The following is an 18,261-nucleotide window of genomic DNA, read 5'->3' on the forward strand; positions in this document are numbered from 1 at the left end:
AAAATCGACTGAGAAAATCGACTGAGAAAATCGACTGAGAAAATCGACTGAGAAAATCGACTGAGAAAATCGACTGAGAAAATCGGCATTGTACGAATTTTGGCTCGTTTGACATCCTAGCAAGATCAATTACACCATTTAATATTTTTCAGAAGGTTTTTATTTGTACAAAGTTATCACCGACAAACTCTGTTTCTCATATTATTATTATACCTAAGATTAGAAAGAAAAGCAACTTTAGTTGCTAAACTAAACGCATCGCTCGGTTTCATCCCTCAGATGAATCACGAGGGAACCTGCACCATCGCTAATTCTGTAAGCTTGCCAAGCTAACTCTAATGTTGCCATTTCACTCCAAAAATTATTGGTATTTCGCAACGCCAATAATCGTGAGGCGCATTCATCCCGGTTGATGATACTGCACGCCCAGGTTACCAGATTTTCAAAGTTTACCGTTTGTCCTGTGGGGTAACTCCAGCGGGTGCCAAACTTCGCGATTTCCCCATTGGGATAGTACCAGCGAGAGGCGACTTTTGCCGTTTGTCCGTTGGGATAGTTCCAAATTGCGCCAAATTTGGCTGTTTGTCCGTTGGGATACTGCCAATTGTCACCGATTTTCGCCCGTTGTCCATTCGGATATTCAATAATTGCTCGTCCCCAGGTATCGGCTAATCCACAGGCGAATTGTTGTTGACTCTCCACTAATCGCACCAGATTGTTATTTCCGTCAGACAGTCGCGCCAGTCGTGTCATGATGGTGAGATCCAGACATTCCTGGCTGGCGGTTGGCGGTGGAATCCTTTCTACTGCTGAGGGTTGGGCGGTGTCACAGTATTGCGCTTCTAGAGTAGCCAGGTTTTCGTCGTCTAAGCCTTGTTGTATCGCGAGGCGGCGTACCTGGCGAATTTGGCGGCATTGAGTAGGCGTGGCGTCAGCGCGATCGCGACTTATGCCCAGCACCAGTAGGGGTAATAGTGATAGTACCACCCGAATCGCCTGTTTCATAGAGATAAATAATCCTTATCCTATAGAATCCCCATATCTAGATTATTTTAAGGGATAAGACTCAGAATGATAGTAATCTTGGTTGCCTTGCCCTCTCAAAAAAAGCATCAAAGCTTTGCTGTATCAATGTTTTCCAGTTATTCAGGGTTAATTTCATAACCCAGTTCTCATATTTGTTCGGACTCAACCTCAGTGTATATATGGTATCGGTTCTCCCTGTTCCCTGTTCCCTGTTCCCTGTTCCCTGTTCCCTACTCTCAACCGTTAACTTTAATGACAGACAATTAAAGTTCATCGATCAGACTATTTTCCTTTAATCCTGTCATAGTTCTCAACAAACCATTGGTAGGTCAATTCTAGACCTTTCTTTAACGAAATTTTGGGGTGCCAACCAGCGGCATTAATTTTTGAGGTATCTAAGAGTTTACGTGGTGTGCCATCTGGTTTAGAGGAATCAAATTTTAACTCACCTTCATAGCCAACCACCGCTTTAATTAACATCGCCAAGTCTTTGATCGAAACTTCTTCTCCTGTACCCACATTCACGAATTGGATATCGTCATAGTGATTCATCAGGAAAACTAAGGCATCAGCTAAGTCATCCACGTATAAAAATTCCCGCAGCGGCGAACCCGTTCCCCAAATTTCCACAGCCTCAGCCTTGTTAATTTTAGCTTCATGGGTTTTTCGCAACAGGGCGGGGAGAACGTGGGAATTGGCTAAATCGAAATTATCATTAAGACCATAGAGATTCGTGGGCATAGCGGAGATGAAATTCACGCCATACTGCCGACAATAATTCTCGCAAAGTTTGAGTCCGGCAATTTTCGCGATCGCATAAGGTTCATTTGTGGGTTCCAGAAACCCAGTGAGGAGGTGTTCTTCCTGCATCGGCTGGGGACATAGTTTTGGATAGATACAGGATGAGCCGAGAAATAACAACTTTTCCACACCAGACAAATAGGCGTTATGAATAATATTTGACTCAATCATTAAGTTGTCATAGAGAAACTCAGCCCGGTAGGTATTGTTGGCATTAATTCCCCCGACTTTTGCCGCCGCGATAAACACGTACTCTGGACGTTCAGCGGCAAAGAAATTCTCAACGTCTTGCTGGCGTCTTAAGTCCACCTCTTGGCTGGTTTTGAGGATAAGATTGGTATAACCGTTATCGCGTAAATGTCTAACAATGGCGCTACCCACTAAGCCACGATGACCGGCTACATAAATTTTTGAGTCCTTGTTCATGGTCATATTAGATTTTTGAAAACACTGAATAATCCCTAATTCCAGGGCGGATAATATTGATCCATTATTGGTTATCGTCTTCTCTGAGTAACTCGCGTCCGCCCTGACAAATACCTACTTTTGACGTTGGCTCAATCAACAGGTGCGTGAGCAGCGGAACGTTCGTAACTATTTTCATTGTGTTTTTCAAACAGTTCTGCCCCTTCACCATTCAATGATGACTCGCCGAAGCTGCGTAAATCGGCTTCCACCATCAGGGCGACTAACTGTTCAAACGATAAAGACGGTTGCCAATTTAGCTTTTGCTTGACTTTCGTGGGATCACCAATGAGTAATTCGACTTCCGCAGGACGTAAATAACGGGGGTCAAACTCTACATAATCTTGCCAATTCTTACCGACACAGTTAAAGGCAATATCCAAAAATTCGCGAATTGAGTGAGTTTCACCTGTGGCGACGACGTAATCGTCGGGTTCGTCTTGTTGCAGCATCAGCCACATGGCTTGAACATAGTCTTTTGCATAGCCCCAGTCTCGCTTGGCGTCTAGATTCCCCAGATAGAGTTTTTTCTGCTGTCCAGACACAATCCGGGCGATCGCACGAGTAATCTTACGGGTGACAAAGGTTTCTCCCCGACGCGGCGATTCATGGTTAAACAAGATACCATTGCAACCAAATATCTCGTAAGACTCGCGATAATTCACCGTTTGCCAATGGGCATACACCTTAGCACAAGCATAAGGACTACGGGGATAAAATGGAGTGGTTTCCTTTTGGGGAACTTCCTGGACTTTACCAAACATTTCCGACGAACCCGCCTGATAGAAGCGCACATCAATACCTGTGCGATTTCGATAATCCCGAATCGCTTCCAACAGGCGCAGGGTTCCCATTCCTACCGCATCCACCGTATATTCCGGACAGTCAAAACTGACGCGAACGTGAGATTGAGCGCCCAAATTGTAAATTTCTTTGGGTCTAACCTCTTCGAGAATGCGGCGCAAGGTAACGCCATCGGTCAAGTCTCCGTAGTGCAGAAATAATCGGGCAGCCTGATTATGAGGATCAACATAGATATGGTCAATGCGATCGGTGTTAAAGGTGGAAGTCCGCCGGACAATCCCGTGAACTTCGTAGCCTTTCTCTAGTAATAACTCACTTAAGTAGGAACCGTCTTGACCTGTTATGCCTGTAATCAGCGCTCGTTTGGGTTGCGTCATCCTTGAATCGTCCTGTGATGCGTATGGGCAACAGTGGTGGACAAAAGTGTTAATCTCCCATCTGGATTTTGGGATCAGGGAAATTATTCCTTAGATTATCCTAAAATTCCCTGCATCGATCAACTTTCTCTTGACTCATAACTTATCAAGCCTACCATGTCGGAGTTAGATAATCTGGAATTGCACGATTTTGTCATCGTTGTTCAGTCCGGTGTTTGGTTGATTTACGTCACTAAGCACCTGGACATAAATTATGTCCCCTGCACTAAGAAATGTTAACCAGCTTCAAATTGTTACTGTTCCCTGTGACACACCGAGCGTGTTACCGAGCGAAGCGTTCGACTGAGACGTTCGGCGAGCGCGGCAACTGAGCCTGTCGAAGTTCAGTCGAGCCGCGCTCACGCCGAAGTCCGAGGTAAGTCGAGGTGTTCCCTGTTCCCTCATCTCAACCGTTAACTTTAATAAAGTCCAACTACTTAGCGATAGATAAACTAAGCATTGAACGCCGAAGCCATCCCAATACTACGCTCATTTACTACAGTTGAGCCGAGAGGTTTAATTCTGAATTAATCCTCCCCTGCTCTCAATGCTTAATTCGTCAGTAAGCCCCATTATTTTTTGGAGCAATCATTACGCCGATAGTTTTCAAAACCAGCCATAAATCAAGCCAAAAATTTTGGAAATTTACGTAATAAACATCGATTTGTACCCGACGTTTATAGGGAATATCATTGCGACCGGAAACTTGCCATAGTCCAGTAATGCCTGGTTTAATTGTCAAGATTTTATCCATGTAATGCCCGTATTTATGCATTTCTTCCGGTACTAATGGGCGAGGACCGACCACACTCATATCTCCTTTCAAAACATTCCAAAATTGTGGAAACTCATCCAAACTGGTATATCGCAAGAATTTACCAATCCAGGTGACCCTGGGGTCTTCTTTGAGCTTAAAATTAGCTTCAAACTCACAACGAATAGAAGTTGATTCTGTCATCATTTCTATCAATATTTCATCAGCATTTTCCACCATCGTTCTAAATTTAATGCAGCTAAACGGCTTATAATCTTTACCGATTCGCTCCTGAACATAAAAAATAGGACCGGGTGAACTGATAGCGATTAGGATGGCTAAGAGCAGGTAAATCGGGAAAAACAACGTGAGAATCGATAGGGAAAATACGACATCAAACAGCCGCTTGGCAAAAATTCCGTCTAAGCGATATCGAGACAGACCTTTGGGTCTACTGCGTGGAGCGCGGGGCTGGATACCACGCTTCACGAACGCTCGCAACGTCTTGACGGAGATAAGTTGGCTTTGGGCAGTCATCTTACTCCTTCACTTCACACCACACGTCACGATCATAAAGCCAGAAGCGGTTAGCTAAGGCAATAGCGACCAGGAAACTGGAATTTATGACTCAACATCGCGACAGGTGGTCTCGATAGCAGCCGTCCAGAAACGTCAAGTAGCGATCGCTAAAAACAGTTGGCGCAAATTGAGCCGCGTTTAATTGTATCTGTTCGGGACTAAAGGCAGTGGATCGTGCTTCAAAGGCTTCCACCGCCTCCATCAAAGCCTGAGGACTTTGGTCGAGAAAAAACAGACCCGTACCCTGATCCGGATGTTTCCGGATATCCTGAACGGTTTCCAATGCCCCACCAGCACCATAGGCAATAACGGGTGTACCACAGGCTTGAGCTTCCACCAGGGCAATGCCAAAATCTTCACAGGCAGCATAGACAAACGCTTTCGCCTGTGCCATATACTCCTCGACCACGCGATCGGAACAAAAACCCAACACTTGCACGTTGGGTTTAGCCAGATGGCGCAGCGCCTGCAATTGAGGTCCATCACCAATGACGACCAAAGGATATCCCAGTTGATTGAACGCCTCCACGATTAAAGTCACTTGCTTGTAACTAACCAATCGAGAAACCGTCAAGTAAAAATCTGACTTTTGAGCCTGGAAAGAAAACCGTTCAGTATGAACCGGAGGGTAAATCACCTGTGCCTCTCGCCTGTAGCAGCGCCAAATCCGTCGTGCTGTATGGCGGGAGTTGGCAATAAAATAATCCACCCGATTGGCTGAGATCACATCCCATTGACGCAACCGATGCAGCAGATACCGCGTGATTGACCCAGGGAGTCCCCGCCCCATAGCGCTGCTGTTGAGGTAATCAAAGGTCAAATCCCAAGCGTAGCGCATCGGTGTATGGCAGTAGCAGATGTGCAACTGTTGCGGACGAGTCAGAACCCCTTTAGCAACAGCATGGGAGGAGGAGAGGATCACATCGTAATCCCGCAAGTCTAGCTGTTCAATAGCTAAGGGCAGCAGGGGTAAATATTTCTGCACCCCCTTGCTAGCCAAAGGAAAATGCTGTAGAAAGGTCGTACCAATCCGGCGTCCAAACAAATAACTGTGGGGATTGGTTGATTCAAAATCAATCAAGGCATACAAATCAGCATCAACGGACTTGAGGATTTCTCGAACCACCAGTTCAGAACCACCCGTTGCGTTGGGAGTCAGCCACTCGTGCACCAAGGCATATTTCAAGAATCGTTATCCCCCAATACAAGACTGTTCAGATAAGCTGTAGTTTCATTTATTCTCCCCCAGCTCCCAGACGTAGCATGCTACGTCTCTACATGATCCTCATCTCCCCCAGCTCCCCCTATATCATTATTGACCGGAGCAGTAAGCATTAAGATTATCAACTAATTGCTTTTCTGGAGTCGTTGCTTGCTGTAAACTCATCTGTGCTGTTTCCGCCCCTTGGCGGTCTTTCTGCTCAAACGCCACCGCGAAATTAAGCATCGCTTGACTCGTATCGCGATACATGTTAACAAAACTGGCTTGATAGTCTTGCAACGTCTCGTCGGTTACCTCTATCGCGTTCATTTCTTCAGAAGCCTTATCCATGACAGCCGCCGCTTGTCGCATTGCCTCAGCTTGTGGATTGTCCTCTTGAACTCCACTGGTCACGACTTTGGCGTCACTGACCGCCTGATTCGCCACTTGAATCATTTGATTACACTGGGCAACCTTGCTCTGACCACAGCTTACTGCCAAGAGGCTAATCACAGCTGTGACACTTAGCCGCAGGAAATTTCGCCGGGGACGATACCTATTGCAAAAGGCAGAAGGCAGCAGGCAGAGGGCAGAAGGGTTATTCCTAATACGTGGTCGTTTCATCCGTTAAGAAAATTCTCACCTTTATGTCCTAGCTTACTGACTTCTGCTGGGCTTCGATCGCAGCCGCAAGGCGTTGGAGTGTTTCAGTGAGTTCTCCAAGTTCTGCGAGTGACTCATTTTGGTTTTCGGCTAAGGTTTGCACCGCATCACTCAAGGCAAAGAGTTGGTAACCCTGTTGTTGAACTTGATGCCCTTGGTGTTGTACCTGCACAGCCAAAGCATCAACCCGCTTGCCCAGACATTCAACCGTCTCGGTTGTGGCAAGCACCGCCTCACCAATTTGCCCAACAATGGATTCCAAACGGCTGAGTCGAGCTTCTAGGGCAAGAGTCCTTTTGTTGGTAGAGTTGAGGTTGTTTGTAGCCTTTCCAGTCTGGGTGTGTTTATTCACCGATAATTGTTTCACTGCTTCAAAAAACTTATGTGAACTCCCAGTTTCTAAGAAAATAGCAATTGTCCATACTTTACTAATGATGACGCCGTTGATGCCACTGCCAAGCATCGCTGATAATTTTACTGAGTTCCGGGTATTTGGCAGACCAACCCAAAATTTTCCTCGCCTTGTCGCTACTACCCACCAAAATCGGTGCATCACCAGGGCGGCGATCGCACTCAATGATTTTAATCTCTTTCTGGGTGACTTGCCTTGCTGTTTCAATCACCTGTCGCACGGAGAAACCATTGCCACTGCCTAAATTAAAGATTTCACTCTTGCCACCTTGTAACAAATACTCTAGCCCGAGGATATGGGCATCTGCCAAGTCGCTGACATGAATATAATCGCGCAAGCAGGTTCCGTCTGGGGTGGAGTAGTCTGTTCCCCAAATGGCAATTGAGTCGCGTTTGCCTAATACTGTCCACAAGACCAAGGGAATCAGATGGGTTTCTGGGTAATGATCTTCACCGAGTAGTCCTTCGGGATTCGCCCCAGCCGCGTTGAAAAAGCGAAACACAATGAAACGTAACTGGTAGGCGCGATCAAAATCCGCTAGCATTCGCTCCATCATCCACTTACTCGTCGCATAAGGATTAATCGGATTTTGAGGATGGTCTTCGGTCATTGGCACTTCCTGAGGCATCCCGTAGACCGCACAGGTGGATGGAAACACTAAGGTTTTCACCTCAGCGGCGACCATGGCTTCTAAGAGGGTCAGGGTGCCACTCACGTTATTGCGGTAGTATTTGGCGGGGTAGATGACCGACTCCCCCACGGCAATATAGGCGGCAAAGTGGAGTACAGCGCCAATATTGTGGCTGGCGAAGAGTTGGTCTAACAGGGTGCGATCGCCCACATCCCCGATCACCAATTTCACTTTCAGGATCTCTTCTACAAACTCTCGATGTCCACAAACCAGGTTATCCAGGACAACGACGTTGTAACCCGCCCGTTGCAGGGCTAATACTGTGTGAGAGCCGATGTATCCAGCTCCGCCAGTCACTAAAATTTCCGGTTGGACTTGCGACACGCTCAAACCGTCCCTGTTTCGTTTTATAGACTAACTTTACAAATATTTTGGCTATTTGTCTTTGCTTGAATAGTAATTTTGCTCAAAACCTCTCCCCCTCCCCTCTCCCTCATTTCCCTCATGCTTGTGGACAATGACGAGTATAATGCCCGTGTTAGGGTTATTTGAACCATGCTCTCCCCAAGTGATACGTTACACAAAACCTGATCCCAATCACCCCTAACTTGTTAATTGTTATTTTGAGGAGTCAGACTAACAAGTAACAATTCCTCGCTCACTATCCAAACGTTACACCGTCAAAACACAATGTTTTTACTACTGACTCGAATCCTAATCTGGCTGCTGATTGCAGTTATTCTCTACAACCTGTTTAAGAAGGTAATCCCCAAGGAGTATTTTACCTTGCTTGGGGGTTTATTTCTGTTTGGCTTCATTGTTGTGGCGTTTTTCTCTCCCGGCAATGATGCAGTATCAACGATTTGGAAGGTTCTCTCGTTTTTCTTGAAACCTGTCGGTGCTTCCATCGTGCTGTTGGGTTTTGCCCTCCGCCAAGGGCTGGACAAGTCAAAGAACCAGGTTATGGCAGCCTTACTAATTTTACTCCTCGCCAGCACGCCCTTTTTCTCTAACCTGTTGGCGGCTAGCACGGAACAAACAGTGGTTACGCCTGAGTCGGCGGCGGCTCAAACCGCCTCAGCGATTGTGGTTCTTGGACAAGGCACCACCCAACCCGATGAACCGCCTCGAACCCAAATTCAACTCACCGATACGGGCGATCGCATTCTTTATGCCGCTCAACTGTATAGACAATCTGGCAATAACCCCTTAGTCGTGGTTAGTGCTGGTCCTCGACCTAATCTGGAAGGAAATCAAGACCAAGTTGTCGAAGCCAATGATATTCGCACCTTACTGGTACAGTTTGGGGTTCCCCAAACCCGGATTGTGGTTGAACCCACCGGTATCAATCTCCGCACCAGCGCCGAAGAAGTCGAAGATATATTACGCGATCAGGGAATAGCAGACAATCGCATTTTTCTGGTTACTTCAGCCTATAACAGCCGTCGCGCCCAACAGGCGTTTAGAAGTGTAGGTCTCAACAATGTTGTGGCTAAACCGACGGATTTCTTTACCGTTCAACCGGGAACAACATCCCCAACCCAGTGGATTGAATCCTTTATCCCCTCTGTAGAAGCGCTGACTGTCACGACGCGAATTGTGGAAGAGTTTTACGCCTCGATTTACTATTATTTGCGAGGTTGGCAAGCTCCTGCCGTTGTTTAACCATTTGGCGAATCTGAAAAATCTGCAAGGTGGGAACCTTTCACTTGGCTCAAGGGAACCTGGTTTGTAGGGGCGGGTTTCACCATTATCGTTGCTTACCTTATCTAGACACAGCTAAACCCGCCCTCTCTTCCCTATCATTCAATACTTTAAAGTCAAACTTTCCTGGGAAATTAGTCGGATATGGTGCAACATTCTGGAGAATTGGTATAGTAACTGATATAGCAGTAGACACATCGATTAGGGGAAACAGAATCTCTGGATACGTTCCACGCCTTACGTCTCTAAGAGCCATCTGTGTCCTAACCTCCTTGGAGGTTGCTATACCTAACTGTCATTATAGAACCATTTTCTTCCCAAGTTTTTGCGGTTTATTTAATATTAATTTTGGTCGCCTGCTGACTTTCTCAGGTTTGGCGTAGATTTTTGGGTTTGGTTCAATTGCTGTAAGATGCTCTCCAGTTCTTGTTGATATTGACCATATTTTTGCCAATTCCCTTGACGCATGGCTTCCTGTGCTTTTTGATAGGTTTCTAAGGCGGATTGGGCGAGTGTGGACACCCCTTCTTTGGGTGGAGCAGAGGGTGGAGCAGAGGGTGGAGCCGCAGTAGGTTGTTGCACGTCTGCTTGGGTTCCGCCAAAGATAGTGGCTAAAGCTTCCTCTAAGGTTTCTTCCATAACCACTTCTTTCGCATAAGCAACAATTACCCGCTTCAATTCTGGAAGTTCGCCTTGTTCAGCCCGCAGATAAACGGGTTCGACGTACAGTAATGATTGGTCAATGGGAATCACTAATAAATCGCCGCGAATTACTCGCGATCCTTCCTGACTCCATAGGGTTAATTGTTGGGAAATTTGCGGATTTTGGTCAATGCGAGCTTCAATTTGGGATGGACCATAGACGAGTTTTTGTTTCGGGAATTCGTACAAGAGCAATTTGCCATAGTTTTCCCCATCAGAACGCGCTGCCATCCACGCAATCATGTTATCTTTATTGACGGGCGTAAAGGGCAGAATCAGAATAAATTCTTCACTCGACGCTTCGGGTAAACGCATGATCGCATAGTAAGGCTGCATGATCTGCTCATTCCCTTCATAAATTTCCGTGGGAAAGCGCCACAAATCCTCCCGGTTATAAAAAACTTGGGGATTATTCATGTGGTAGGACAGATACATTTGCCCCTGAATAGTGAATAGATCTAGGGGATAGCGGAAATGTGCTTTTACCTCAGCGGGAATCGCGTCGTTGGCGGTAAATAAGGTGGGGAATATTTTGCGATAGGTTTGCAGTACTGGGTCATCTTCATCAACAACCACAAACTGCATAGTGCCATTAAACGCATCCACGACAACTTTAACGGAGTTGCGAATATAATTGATATCGCCTAGAGACATTTGGGCGATATCGTCGCCTTGGACGATGGCGCTAGCATTATTACTTTGAGAAACAGGTTCAGAATAGGGATAGCGATCGCTTATTGTATAGGCATCAATAATCCACTGCAATCTGCCGTTAATTAGGGTAATGTAGGGGTCTTTATCAAACCTCAAAAAGGGTGCAACTTGGTTCACCCGTTCCCCAATCTGGCGATGGTAATGAATGTGGGAGGTGTTGATAAAGTAATTGGAGATTAAAATTTTCAGATCGCCCAAATCATAAGCATAAGCTAATCGTTGCCAGAGGGAAGGAATGGGTACGCCCCCGTTTCCTGCGTAGGTGGTGAAGGCATTTTCATCGCCACGAGGATAGTCAAATTCTTGGGTATTTGTACCTGTAAATATATAGGTGTCGGTTTCTTCACCATAGTAAATGGCGGATTCATCCACTTGCAAATCGACTTGGGAGATAGGCGGAATATCTTTGATAAAAAGTTCGGGTAAGCCATCTTCTGTCACTATATTAACCGGACTCATCACCAAACCATAGCCATGGGTATATTTTAGCCGTTCGTTGACCCAAGTCTGAGCGCGATCGGGGACTTGGGAATACACTAATTCCCTGGGTGAAAGCATCACCTGTCTGTAATTCTCGTCAATGGTGTAGCGATCAACATCGACATCTTTAAATCGATAGTAAAGGCGAATTTCTTGGAGTTGACGATAGGTACTTAATAATGGTCGATAATCCCACAAGCGAATATTACGAATCGTGGATTGGTTTTCTTGCAACGCTTGACGACTTAATTGTTCTTCCGCTGGATAGTCCTGGGTTGGTACTTCGTCTAAATCATAAGCTTTGCGCGTATAGGCGATATTATGTTCAATGTAGGGCTTTTCTTTTTCTAATTCATTCGGTTCGACAATAAATCGTTGTTGAAACCAGGGAAAAAGACCACTGAAAACGAAAAAAGCAATGAGATAAATCCCGATTCCGTAGGTGGGTAAGGTAATATTGTTTTGCCAAATTGCCAGGATAAACGACAAGCCTAGCAGAAGGGATACAATGCTCATAATCCAGAACGCTAGACGTTGAGCATGAGCATCGGTGTACCCTGCACCATAGACGACACCATCGGCATTGTAGAGTAATTCATAGCGTTCTAGCCAAAAGCCGATCGCGACAACTAAGGCAATTCCAGCTAACAGTAAACTGAGATGGGTTTTCAAATCTTTAGTGAGGAAACGTTGCCAGTATCGGTCTAACCGTATTTTGCTTTTTAACACATAAACGGCAACGGATAGAACAAACCCCCAGATAAGGAGATTCAGCAACCAATCTTTTAACCCCTCATAGAAGGGAAACTGAAACAAGTAAAACCCAATATCCTGTTGATAAATGGGGTCGGTCAGATTAAACTCGGTGGCATTCAGATATTTTAATATCGTCTCCCAAGCTGATGCACTGGTGGTAGCGGCGGCTAAACTGATCAGGAAGATGACCACTAAGACGGCGGAATTGGCGATAGTATCGGTATAGGGGGCTAAATCACTACCGTCTAGGAAATGAAACGCGCGATCGCGAGTTAGACGCTGCGCCATCCAATAGTTAAACCACAAGAATAGTCCGTAAATAATAAAGGTTCCCACCCAAGCAATAATTTTCCAGGTGATCCGCGTCCAGAATACATCTGAAAAGTTAACGGAATTAAACCACCAGGCTTCTGTGAGAATGTGAACCAGGGTGTGAGAGAAGGGTAAGCCGATGATAACGACTAATAGAAAGCCTATGATAATTTTATTGGCTGATTTCATAATTTTTTAATTAACTCACCGGAATCCATAAGCCATAATCCAACCCTAACACGAATGTTACGGACTAACCTAAGTTCGTAGTTGCGCTTCAGTGCTAAAAGTCTTAACATCGCCCACTACAAATAAGTCAGTGCTATTCTTCTCCAAAATCAGGTTTCCAACTCACCGTTAAGGTATCAGCGCTCCTAATTATAGGAAATAGACATCATTTTTCCCTCTAACAAACGGTAGAAAAATAGTGGTAGAGTATTTTTTTGTCACATTGTTACAAAAAGCTAGTTCTATAAAAAATATGAATTGACCAATCAACTATCAACATAAATTGTCAATTGGACACAATAATTGAGAGTTTTTATCAATAAATAACTACTTTTTGATTTTGATTAAGAATGACTAATAATTATTTAATCACCTCAAATATACATTAAACCAACAACACAGACAAAATATTGTCGGGATTCCAGAAATTATTCGCCGCACGATTTACCTGTTGGGTTTATCTGCCATTTTCATCAATCCAGTTGCAGCTAGCGAAGTCCAATTTCCTAAAATTAGCTCAACAACTACAGCGGCAACGAATATTGCCCAAACGAGTGCTAATGATTTTATCCTGCGAGGAGTAGAGAAATTAGCAACAGGTGACTTCAGGGGAGCAATTGATGATTTCAATCAGGCGATTAAGATTGACCCCAATTCTGCGTCCGCCTACTCTATACGAGGACACACTTATACCTTACAAGGAGAATTTAAGAAAGCGCTTACTGATTTAAATCGAGCAATAGAAATTGCTCCTAACTTTGATCCAGCCTATAACAATCGCGGGTTTGCCCACCTGCAAATGGGAGACTTGGAAGGCGCGATCGCGGATTTTACTAAGGCAATTGACATAAATCCAAACTTAGCTCTAGCTTTCAACAATCGAGCATTTGCCTATCTGCAACACGGGAATATTCAACAAGCAATCACTGATTTTAATCAAGCTATTGAGATTAAGCCTAACCAAGCTGAATATTACCATAAACGAGGCAGGACTCATCTAAGCAATGGAGATATTCAAAAAGCGATTGCTGATTTTAATCAAGCCATTGAACTTGAGCCAAACTTAGCTTTAGCCTATAATGGTATAGGATTTGCCCATCTGCAACAGGGAAATATTCAACAAGCAATTGCTAACTTAAACCAAGCAATTGAAATTAATCCTAACTTGTCCATGGCTTATAATAATCGTGGACTTGTTTATCTGGGACAGGGCAATATTCAACAAGCAATTGCTGATTTCAATCAAGCTATTGAGATTCAGTCAAATGAGATTAATTCAAATGAGATTAATTCAAACCTATTTTTAGTCTACAACAACCGAGCAAGTGCCCGTTTACAACAGGGAAAAATTCAGGAAGCTCTTGCTGATTTGAATCGAGCTATTGCCATTAATCCTAATTATGCCCAAGGATACTCGAATCGGGGGTTTATCCGTCTGCAACAGAACAATCTGCAAACAGCCCTCACTGATTTCAACCAGGCGATTGAAATTAATTACAACTACGCTCAAGCCTATTATTATCGGGGACTTACCCATGTTCAATTAGGCAATGAAGAAGCTGCGATCGCGGATTTCCAAAAGGCAGCAGATTTATCTAGACAGCAGGGCGACATGACGCTTTATCAATCGTCTCTTGACCAAATTCAACAGATTCAGCCGTAAAGAGGTACATAGGGTAAGGGTACGGCATTGCCGTACCCCTACGATTGATATAGATTTAGGTAAATCTTTTACAGAAGTTTAAATTGTAGGTTGGGTTGACACCAGGAAACCCAACAGAATCTAGGGCTAAAGCCCTTACTACGAACCCAAGCTAACGCTCTATTGTCATTCCGAAAGGGACACAAGAGCGCTAATCTCACAATTAAGGTGTGCCACGTCACTCCCCAAACGATCACAATTGATTACAGCACAGGGAAGAGTGAATTGATTCATAATGGAGATTAATCTCGCTGGTTAATACACTCTCCCTCAAGGAGTGTATTTGTTAGCAATCGTTAGCAAAAAGGTATCGGAATACAATATGAACACTATCGAATCTATCGTTCTCAGAGAACTCCGCCAACTACCCCCAAGTCAACAAAATGAAGTTCTAGATTTTGTGCAATTTCTCCGCAGAAAATCTCCCAATATTCCGAAAAAAAGTGTCAGAGGACTCTGTGCAGATTTGCCCTTTGACTTAACCGAACAAGATACAGCGCTTTGCGCTGTAATAAAGTACAGTAAATAAAAGTCCCCCTTTTTAAGGGGGATGCGAGGGGGATCGACAATGTACCGCATAGCAGAGCAAACTGCTGTATGACTGAAGCGCGACAATAAATGTGGGGTAATCTCGGTATGGTTAATTCATATTTTAGCCGTATGGTTTCAGCCAATGGAGAGAGAGTTTGGGAATTCTCTGACTAATCGGGTGAAGACAAGCACAAGCGCCACATCCATATATTGTAAGGGTACGGCAATGCCGTACCCCTACGATTGATATAGGTTTAGGTAATCTTTTACGAGAGAGGGCGTAAATTTGGCAGATTTCTACATCATCTACCATTAACCATAAATTTTTCGGTAGTAATCTTTATACTCCTTCGACAGCAACGGTTCCCACCAATCCCGATGGGTCAAATACCATTCAACGGTACTACGTAATCCTCCTTCAATGGTTTCTTGAGGCGTCCAACCCAGTTTTGCCTTAATTTTGCGAGCATCAATTCCGTATCGGCGATCGTGTCCCGGTCGATCTTTGACCAAAGAAATTAACTTGTTACTCGGAGAAACTGGCAAATCTGAAGCTAACTCATCCATAAGCTGGCAAACCATCTGTACCAAATCCAGATTTTTGATTTGGTTATTACCGCCAATGTTATAGGTTTCGCCGGGAGTTCCTTGGTGAATGACTAAATCAATTGCCTGACAATGATCATTCACATAAAGCCAATCTCGAACCTGCTGTCCATCCCCATAAACAGGTAAAGGTTGACCCAACATGATGTTAATGCACATCAAGGGAATCAACTTTTCGGGAAACTGATAAGGACCATAGTTATTGGAGCAATTGGTAATTAGTGTCGGTACATTGTAGGTATGATGATAGGCACGGACGATGTGATCACTACCCGCTTTAGACGCCGCGTAGGGACTGTTGGGTTGATAGGGTGTTGTTTCACTAAACAAGGGGTCATTCGGATTCAAACTGCCATATACTTCATCTGTAGAGACATGGAGGAAGCGATCGCTCTTGAGAGATCCCCGCTTTTTCCAATGCTGGCGAAAGGCTTCCAAAAGAGTGGACGTACCTAAAACATTCGTTCTGACAAATGCTTCGGGTCCCAAAATTGAGCGGTCAACATGGGATTCCGCCGCAAAGTGGGCAACGGTATCAATCGTCTCACTGCGGAGTAAGGCATCAACCAACGTGCGATCGCAAATATCTCCCGGTACAAACCGCAAATTCTCTCGTCCCTCGACTGACTCTAGATTACGGCGATTGCCGGCGTAACTGAGCAAATCGAGAACAACAACTCGATCCTCTGGGTAGCGATCGCACCAGTGATGGACGAAGTTGGAGCCAATAAACCCCGCTCCACCTGTTATGAGTATGCGGCGAGGTTCTCGTGAAGGCATAATGACTTGGGTTCCTTTTTGCTGTAATCTCGGAGGGGATAATTGTGACATCCTCCCACGCTGAATCGAAGATTACAGCGTGGGCTTCCCAAGAATCACTTCTTAGGTTTCCTGGTTACTCTCTTGCGAGATTTCGACACTTGCCTAGACTGAGTTTCCTCAGCCCCCGGTAGCTCGTCTGCACAGGCGCTTTCGATTCCCGTCTGTCCAACGGTACTGATTAGTACAGACGCGCCATGGCGCGTCTCTACAATTCCTCGGTTTCTGATGTTTTGCCCTGCTGCCACATCTCTATCGGTTTTATACCCACAGTGAGGACAGTCATGGACTCTAACACTCAGGTCTTTTTTGACTTCACCATTACACTCAGGACACTGTTGAGAAGTCCCCCTCGCGTCTACTTCAGAGAAGAACTTTCCACGCTTCCAACACACATATTTAACGATGCTTCTGAATTGTCCAAAAGCAGCGTCAAGCATATGTTTGCCAAACATTCCTTTAGCATTTGTGCGGTAATCCAAGTCTTCCATGAAAACCATGTCACTAGCGTCGCCAAGGGTGTGGGCTTGCTTGTAGTGAAAGTCCTTCCTCGTGTTGTCAATTTGGTGGTGAAGTCTAGCAACTTTAAGGCGTTGTTTCTCGTAATTTTTAGACCGCTTCTTTTTTCTCGACAATCTACGTTGCAGCACTTTCAGCCTACTTTGCAGTTGTTTAAAAAACTTCGGCGGTTTGATGAGAACACCATCACTGGTTGCCAAGAATTTCTCCAATCCAACATCTACTCCAATAGGATGACCATGAGGGATGGGGTCAGGAACGCTGACATCACACTGCAAGGAGATAGATGCGTACCATTTATCAGCTTTCCTCAGAATTCGTACCTGTTTGACCACAAATCCTGTTGGGATGGGTCGGTGCAAGTTAATGGTAATTTCTCCAAGCTTAGGCAGCTTGATCTGCAGATTCGTTAATGGATTCTCCTTAAATGGATTCTCCTTAAATTGAGGAAACAGCAACGACTTGAATTGCCCGTACTTCTTGAATCTTCTTAAACCAAATCCTCTCTCCTGAAAGTACCTCCAACCGATGTGCAACTGCTTAATGGCTTGCTGAAGGACTTGGGACGGAACTTCGCTCAATCTGGGAAATTTCTTCTTGGCTTTGGGCAAGTTGTTAAGCTGCTGAATTTCGTGGGTAAATTTCAATTCAGGAGAGAGGATGTATTCTTTCTCAATGGAACATCTATCTACCAAACACTTCCTGCTATCGCACCAATCCTTTATCTCTCGCAGCGCATAGTTATAAGCGTTGCGACAGATATTCATCCACTCAAAAAGTTGTTGCTCTTGAGCGATGTCTGGATAGATTCGATAGCGGTGGGTGATGGTCAACATTCTTTTATTATACTGGATTGACAGACTGCTAAGCAACCTTTAAATTAACATTTAAGGGGCATTGAACCCCTTAAATTAACCTGGGGGAGTCCATGTATCCCACACTGTAATCAAAGATTTCAGTGTGGGTCTTATCGCTCCCCCAGACCCCCACGAAAAGATAACCGTCGATCATCTTAACATCTGGTTGGGGATCAAGCATTAGACTGATCAAAAAAAGATTGATCGCGAATGCCCATCTTGGGCTATAGTGTCGGCACAATAACCGAATTCTCCGGTGGATTTGAGGCTTCGGGTGTTTCCTCAGGTGAGGGTTGGGGGTTGGTAGATTCTTCCGGTTGGGCTGTTTGGGAATCGGACTCTGAAGTTGTTTCTGATGGCGATTATTGTCCAGAATTCGTCGGTTCGCGCTCCGAGGTTGGCTGATTGTCCGAGGCGGAATTATTAGAAGTTGATTCAGATGAGTTGCGCTCCGAGGTTGGCTGATTGTCCGAGGCAGAATTATTAGAAGTCGATTCTTCTGGGTTGCGCTCCGAGGTTGGCTGATTGTCCGAGGCAGAATTATTAGAAGTCGATTCTTCTGGGTTGCGCTCCGAGGTT

General features: G+C 45.0%; 15 protein-coding genes and 1 pseudogene. 3 read left to right on the forward strand and 13 right to left on the reverse strand.

What is annotated here, in order from left to right; translation table 11 throughout:
• Positions 1-249: 249 nt before the first annotated feature.
• The 8 genes from RIG27_RS27355 to galE form a co-directional block, all read right to left on the reverse strand.
• Complete coding sequence (locus tag RIG27_RS27355) at positions 250-1,005, reverse strand: hypothetical protein (RefSeq protein ID WP_446350309.1); 756 nt, start codon at positions 1,003-1,005, stop codon at positions 250-252.
• Positions 1,006-1,308: 303 nt separating this feature from the next.
• The gene (fcl, locus tag RIG27_RS27360) at positions 1,309-2,253 is read right to left on the reverse strand and encodes a GDP-L-fucose synthase (protein ID WP_446350310.1); all 945 of its coding nucleotides are present in this window, start codon (positions 2,251-2,253) and stop codon (positions 1,309-1,311) included.
• 131 nt (positions 2,254-2,384) lie between these two features.
• Positions 2,385-3,473, reverse strand: a complete 1,089-nt coding sequence (gene gmd, locus RIG27_RS27365; protein WP_446350311.1) for a GDP-mannose 4,6-dehydratase — start codon at positions 3,471-3,473, stop codon at positions 2,385-2,387.
• A 598-nt stretch (positions 3,474-4,071) separates the two neighbouring features.
• Complete coding sequence (locus RIG27_RS27370; RefSeq protein ID WP_446350312.1) at positions 4,072-4,803, reverse strand: sugar transferase; 732 nt, start codon at positions 4,801-4,803, stop codon at positions 4,072-4,074.
• Positions 4,804-4,894: 91 nt separating this feature from the next.
• Entirely contained in the window at positions 4,895-6,031 is a 1,137-nt protein-coding gene (locus RIG27_RS27375; protein WP_446350313.1) for a glycosyltransferase, read from the reverse strand.
• A 126-nt stretch (positions 6,032-6,157) separates the two neighbouring features.
• The gene (locus RIG27_RS27380) at positions 6,158-6,670 is read right to left on the reverse strand and encodes a hypothetical protein (RefSeq protein ID WP_446340870.1); all 513 of its coding nucleotides are present in this window, start codon (positions 6,668-6,670) and stop codon (positions 6,158-6,160) included.
• A 28-nt stretch (positions 6,671-6,698) separates the two neighbouring features.
• Positions 6,699-7,172, reverse strand: coding sequence for a hypothetical protein (locus RIG27_RS27385; protein ID WP_446350314.1), 474 nt, complete (start codon positions 7,170-7,172; stop codon positions 6,699-6,701).
• Positions 7,138-8,136, reverse strand: a complete 999-nt coding sequence (galE, locus tag RIG27_RS27390; protein WP_446350315.1) for a UDP-glucose 4-epimerase GalE — start codon at positions 8,134-8,136, stop codon at positions 7,138-7,140. Before galE ends, RIG27_RS27385 begins: the two co-directional genes overlap by 35 nt.
• A 306-nt stretch (positions 8,137-8,442) precedes the next feature.
• Between galE and RIG27_RS27395 the strand changes: the two genes are divergently transcribed.
• Positions 8,443-9,417, forward strand: coding sequence for a YdcF family protein (locus tag RIG27_RS27395; protein ID WP_446340873.1), 975 nt, complete (start codon positions 8,443-8,445; stop codon positions 9,415-9,417).
• Positions 9,418-9,517: 100 nt separating this feature from the next.
• Here the strand turns inward: RIG27_RS27395 and RIG27_RS27400 are convergent, their stop codons facing one another.
• Positions 9,518-9,712 carry a hypothetical protein gene (locus tag RIG27_RS27400; protein WP_446350316.1) on the reverse strand — a complete coding sequence of 65 codons (195 nt, stop codon included), beginning with the start codon at positions 9,710-9,712 and terminating at the stop codon, positions 9,518-9,520.
• 86 nt (positions 9,713-9,798) lie between these two features.
• Positions 9,799-12,609, reverse strand: a complete 2,811-nt coding sequence (locus RIG27_RS27405) for a UPF0182 family membrane protein (protein ID WP_446350317.1) — start codon at positions 12,607-12,609, stop codon at positions 9,799-9,801.
• Positions 12,610-13,099: 490 nt separating this feature from the next.
• On the opposite strand from RIG27_RS27405, the gene RIG27_RS27410 reads away from it, so the two are divergent.
• Both RIG27_RS27410 and RIG27_RS27415 read left to right on the forward strand, forming a co-directional pair.
• Positions 13,100-14,311 carry a tetratricopeptide repeat protein gene (locus tag RIG27_RS27410; RefSeq protein ID WP_446350318.1) on the forward strand — a complete coding sequence of 404 codons (1,212 nt, stop codon included), beginning with the start codon at positions 13,100-13,102 and terminating at the stop codon, positions 14,309-14,311.
• Positions 14,312-14,672: 361 nt separating this feature from the next.
• On the forward strand, positions 14,673-14,879 hold the full coding sequence (locus RIG27_RS27415; RefSeq protein ID WP_446350319.1) for a DUF2281 domain-containing protein: 207 nt from the start codon (positions 14,673-14,675) through the stop codon (positions 14,877-14,879).
• Positions 14,880-15,193: 314 nt separating this feature from the next.
• Here RIG27_RS27415 and rfbB read toward each other — a convergent pair whose 3' ends face one another.
• The 3 genes and pseudogenes from rfbB to RIG27_RS27430 all read right to left on the reverse strand — a co-directional run.
• A complete protein-coding gene (gene rfbB, locus RIG27_RS27420; protein WP_446350321.1) occupies positions 15,194-16,267 on the reverse strand; it encodes a dTDP-glucose 4,6-dehydratase in 1,074 nt (357 codons plus the stop codon).
• Between the two features lie 95 nt (positions 16,268-16,362).
• The gene (locus RIG27_RS27425; protein ID WP_446350320.1) at positions 16,363-17,661 is read right to left on the reverse strand and encodes an RNA-guided endonuclease InsQ/TnpB family protein; all 1,299 of its coding nucleotides are present in this window, start codon (positions 17,659-17,661) and stop codon (positions 16,363-16,365) included.
• 383 nt (positions 17,662-18,044) lie between these two features.
• A pseudogene (locus RIG27_RS27430) lies at positions 18,045-18,261 on the reverse strand (hypothetical protein); the annotation flags it as partial.

Source organism: Coleofasciculus sp. F4-SAH-05 (genome assembly GCF_040222985.1).
Taxonomy (GTDB): Bacteria; Cyanobacteriota; Cyanobacteriia; order Cyanobacteriales; family Coleofasciculaceae; genus Coleofasciculus; species Coleofasciculus chthonoplastes.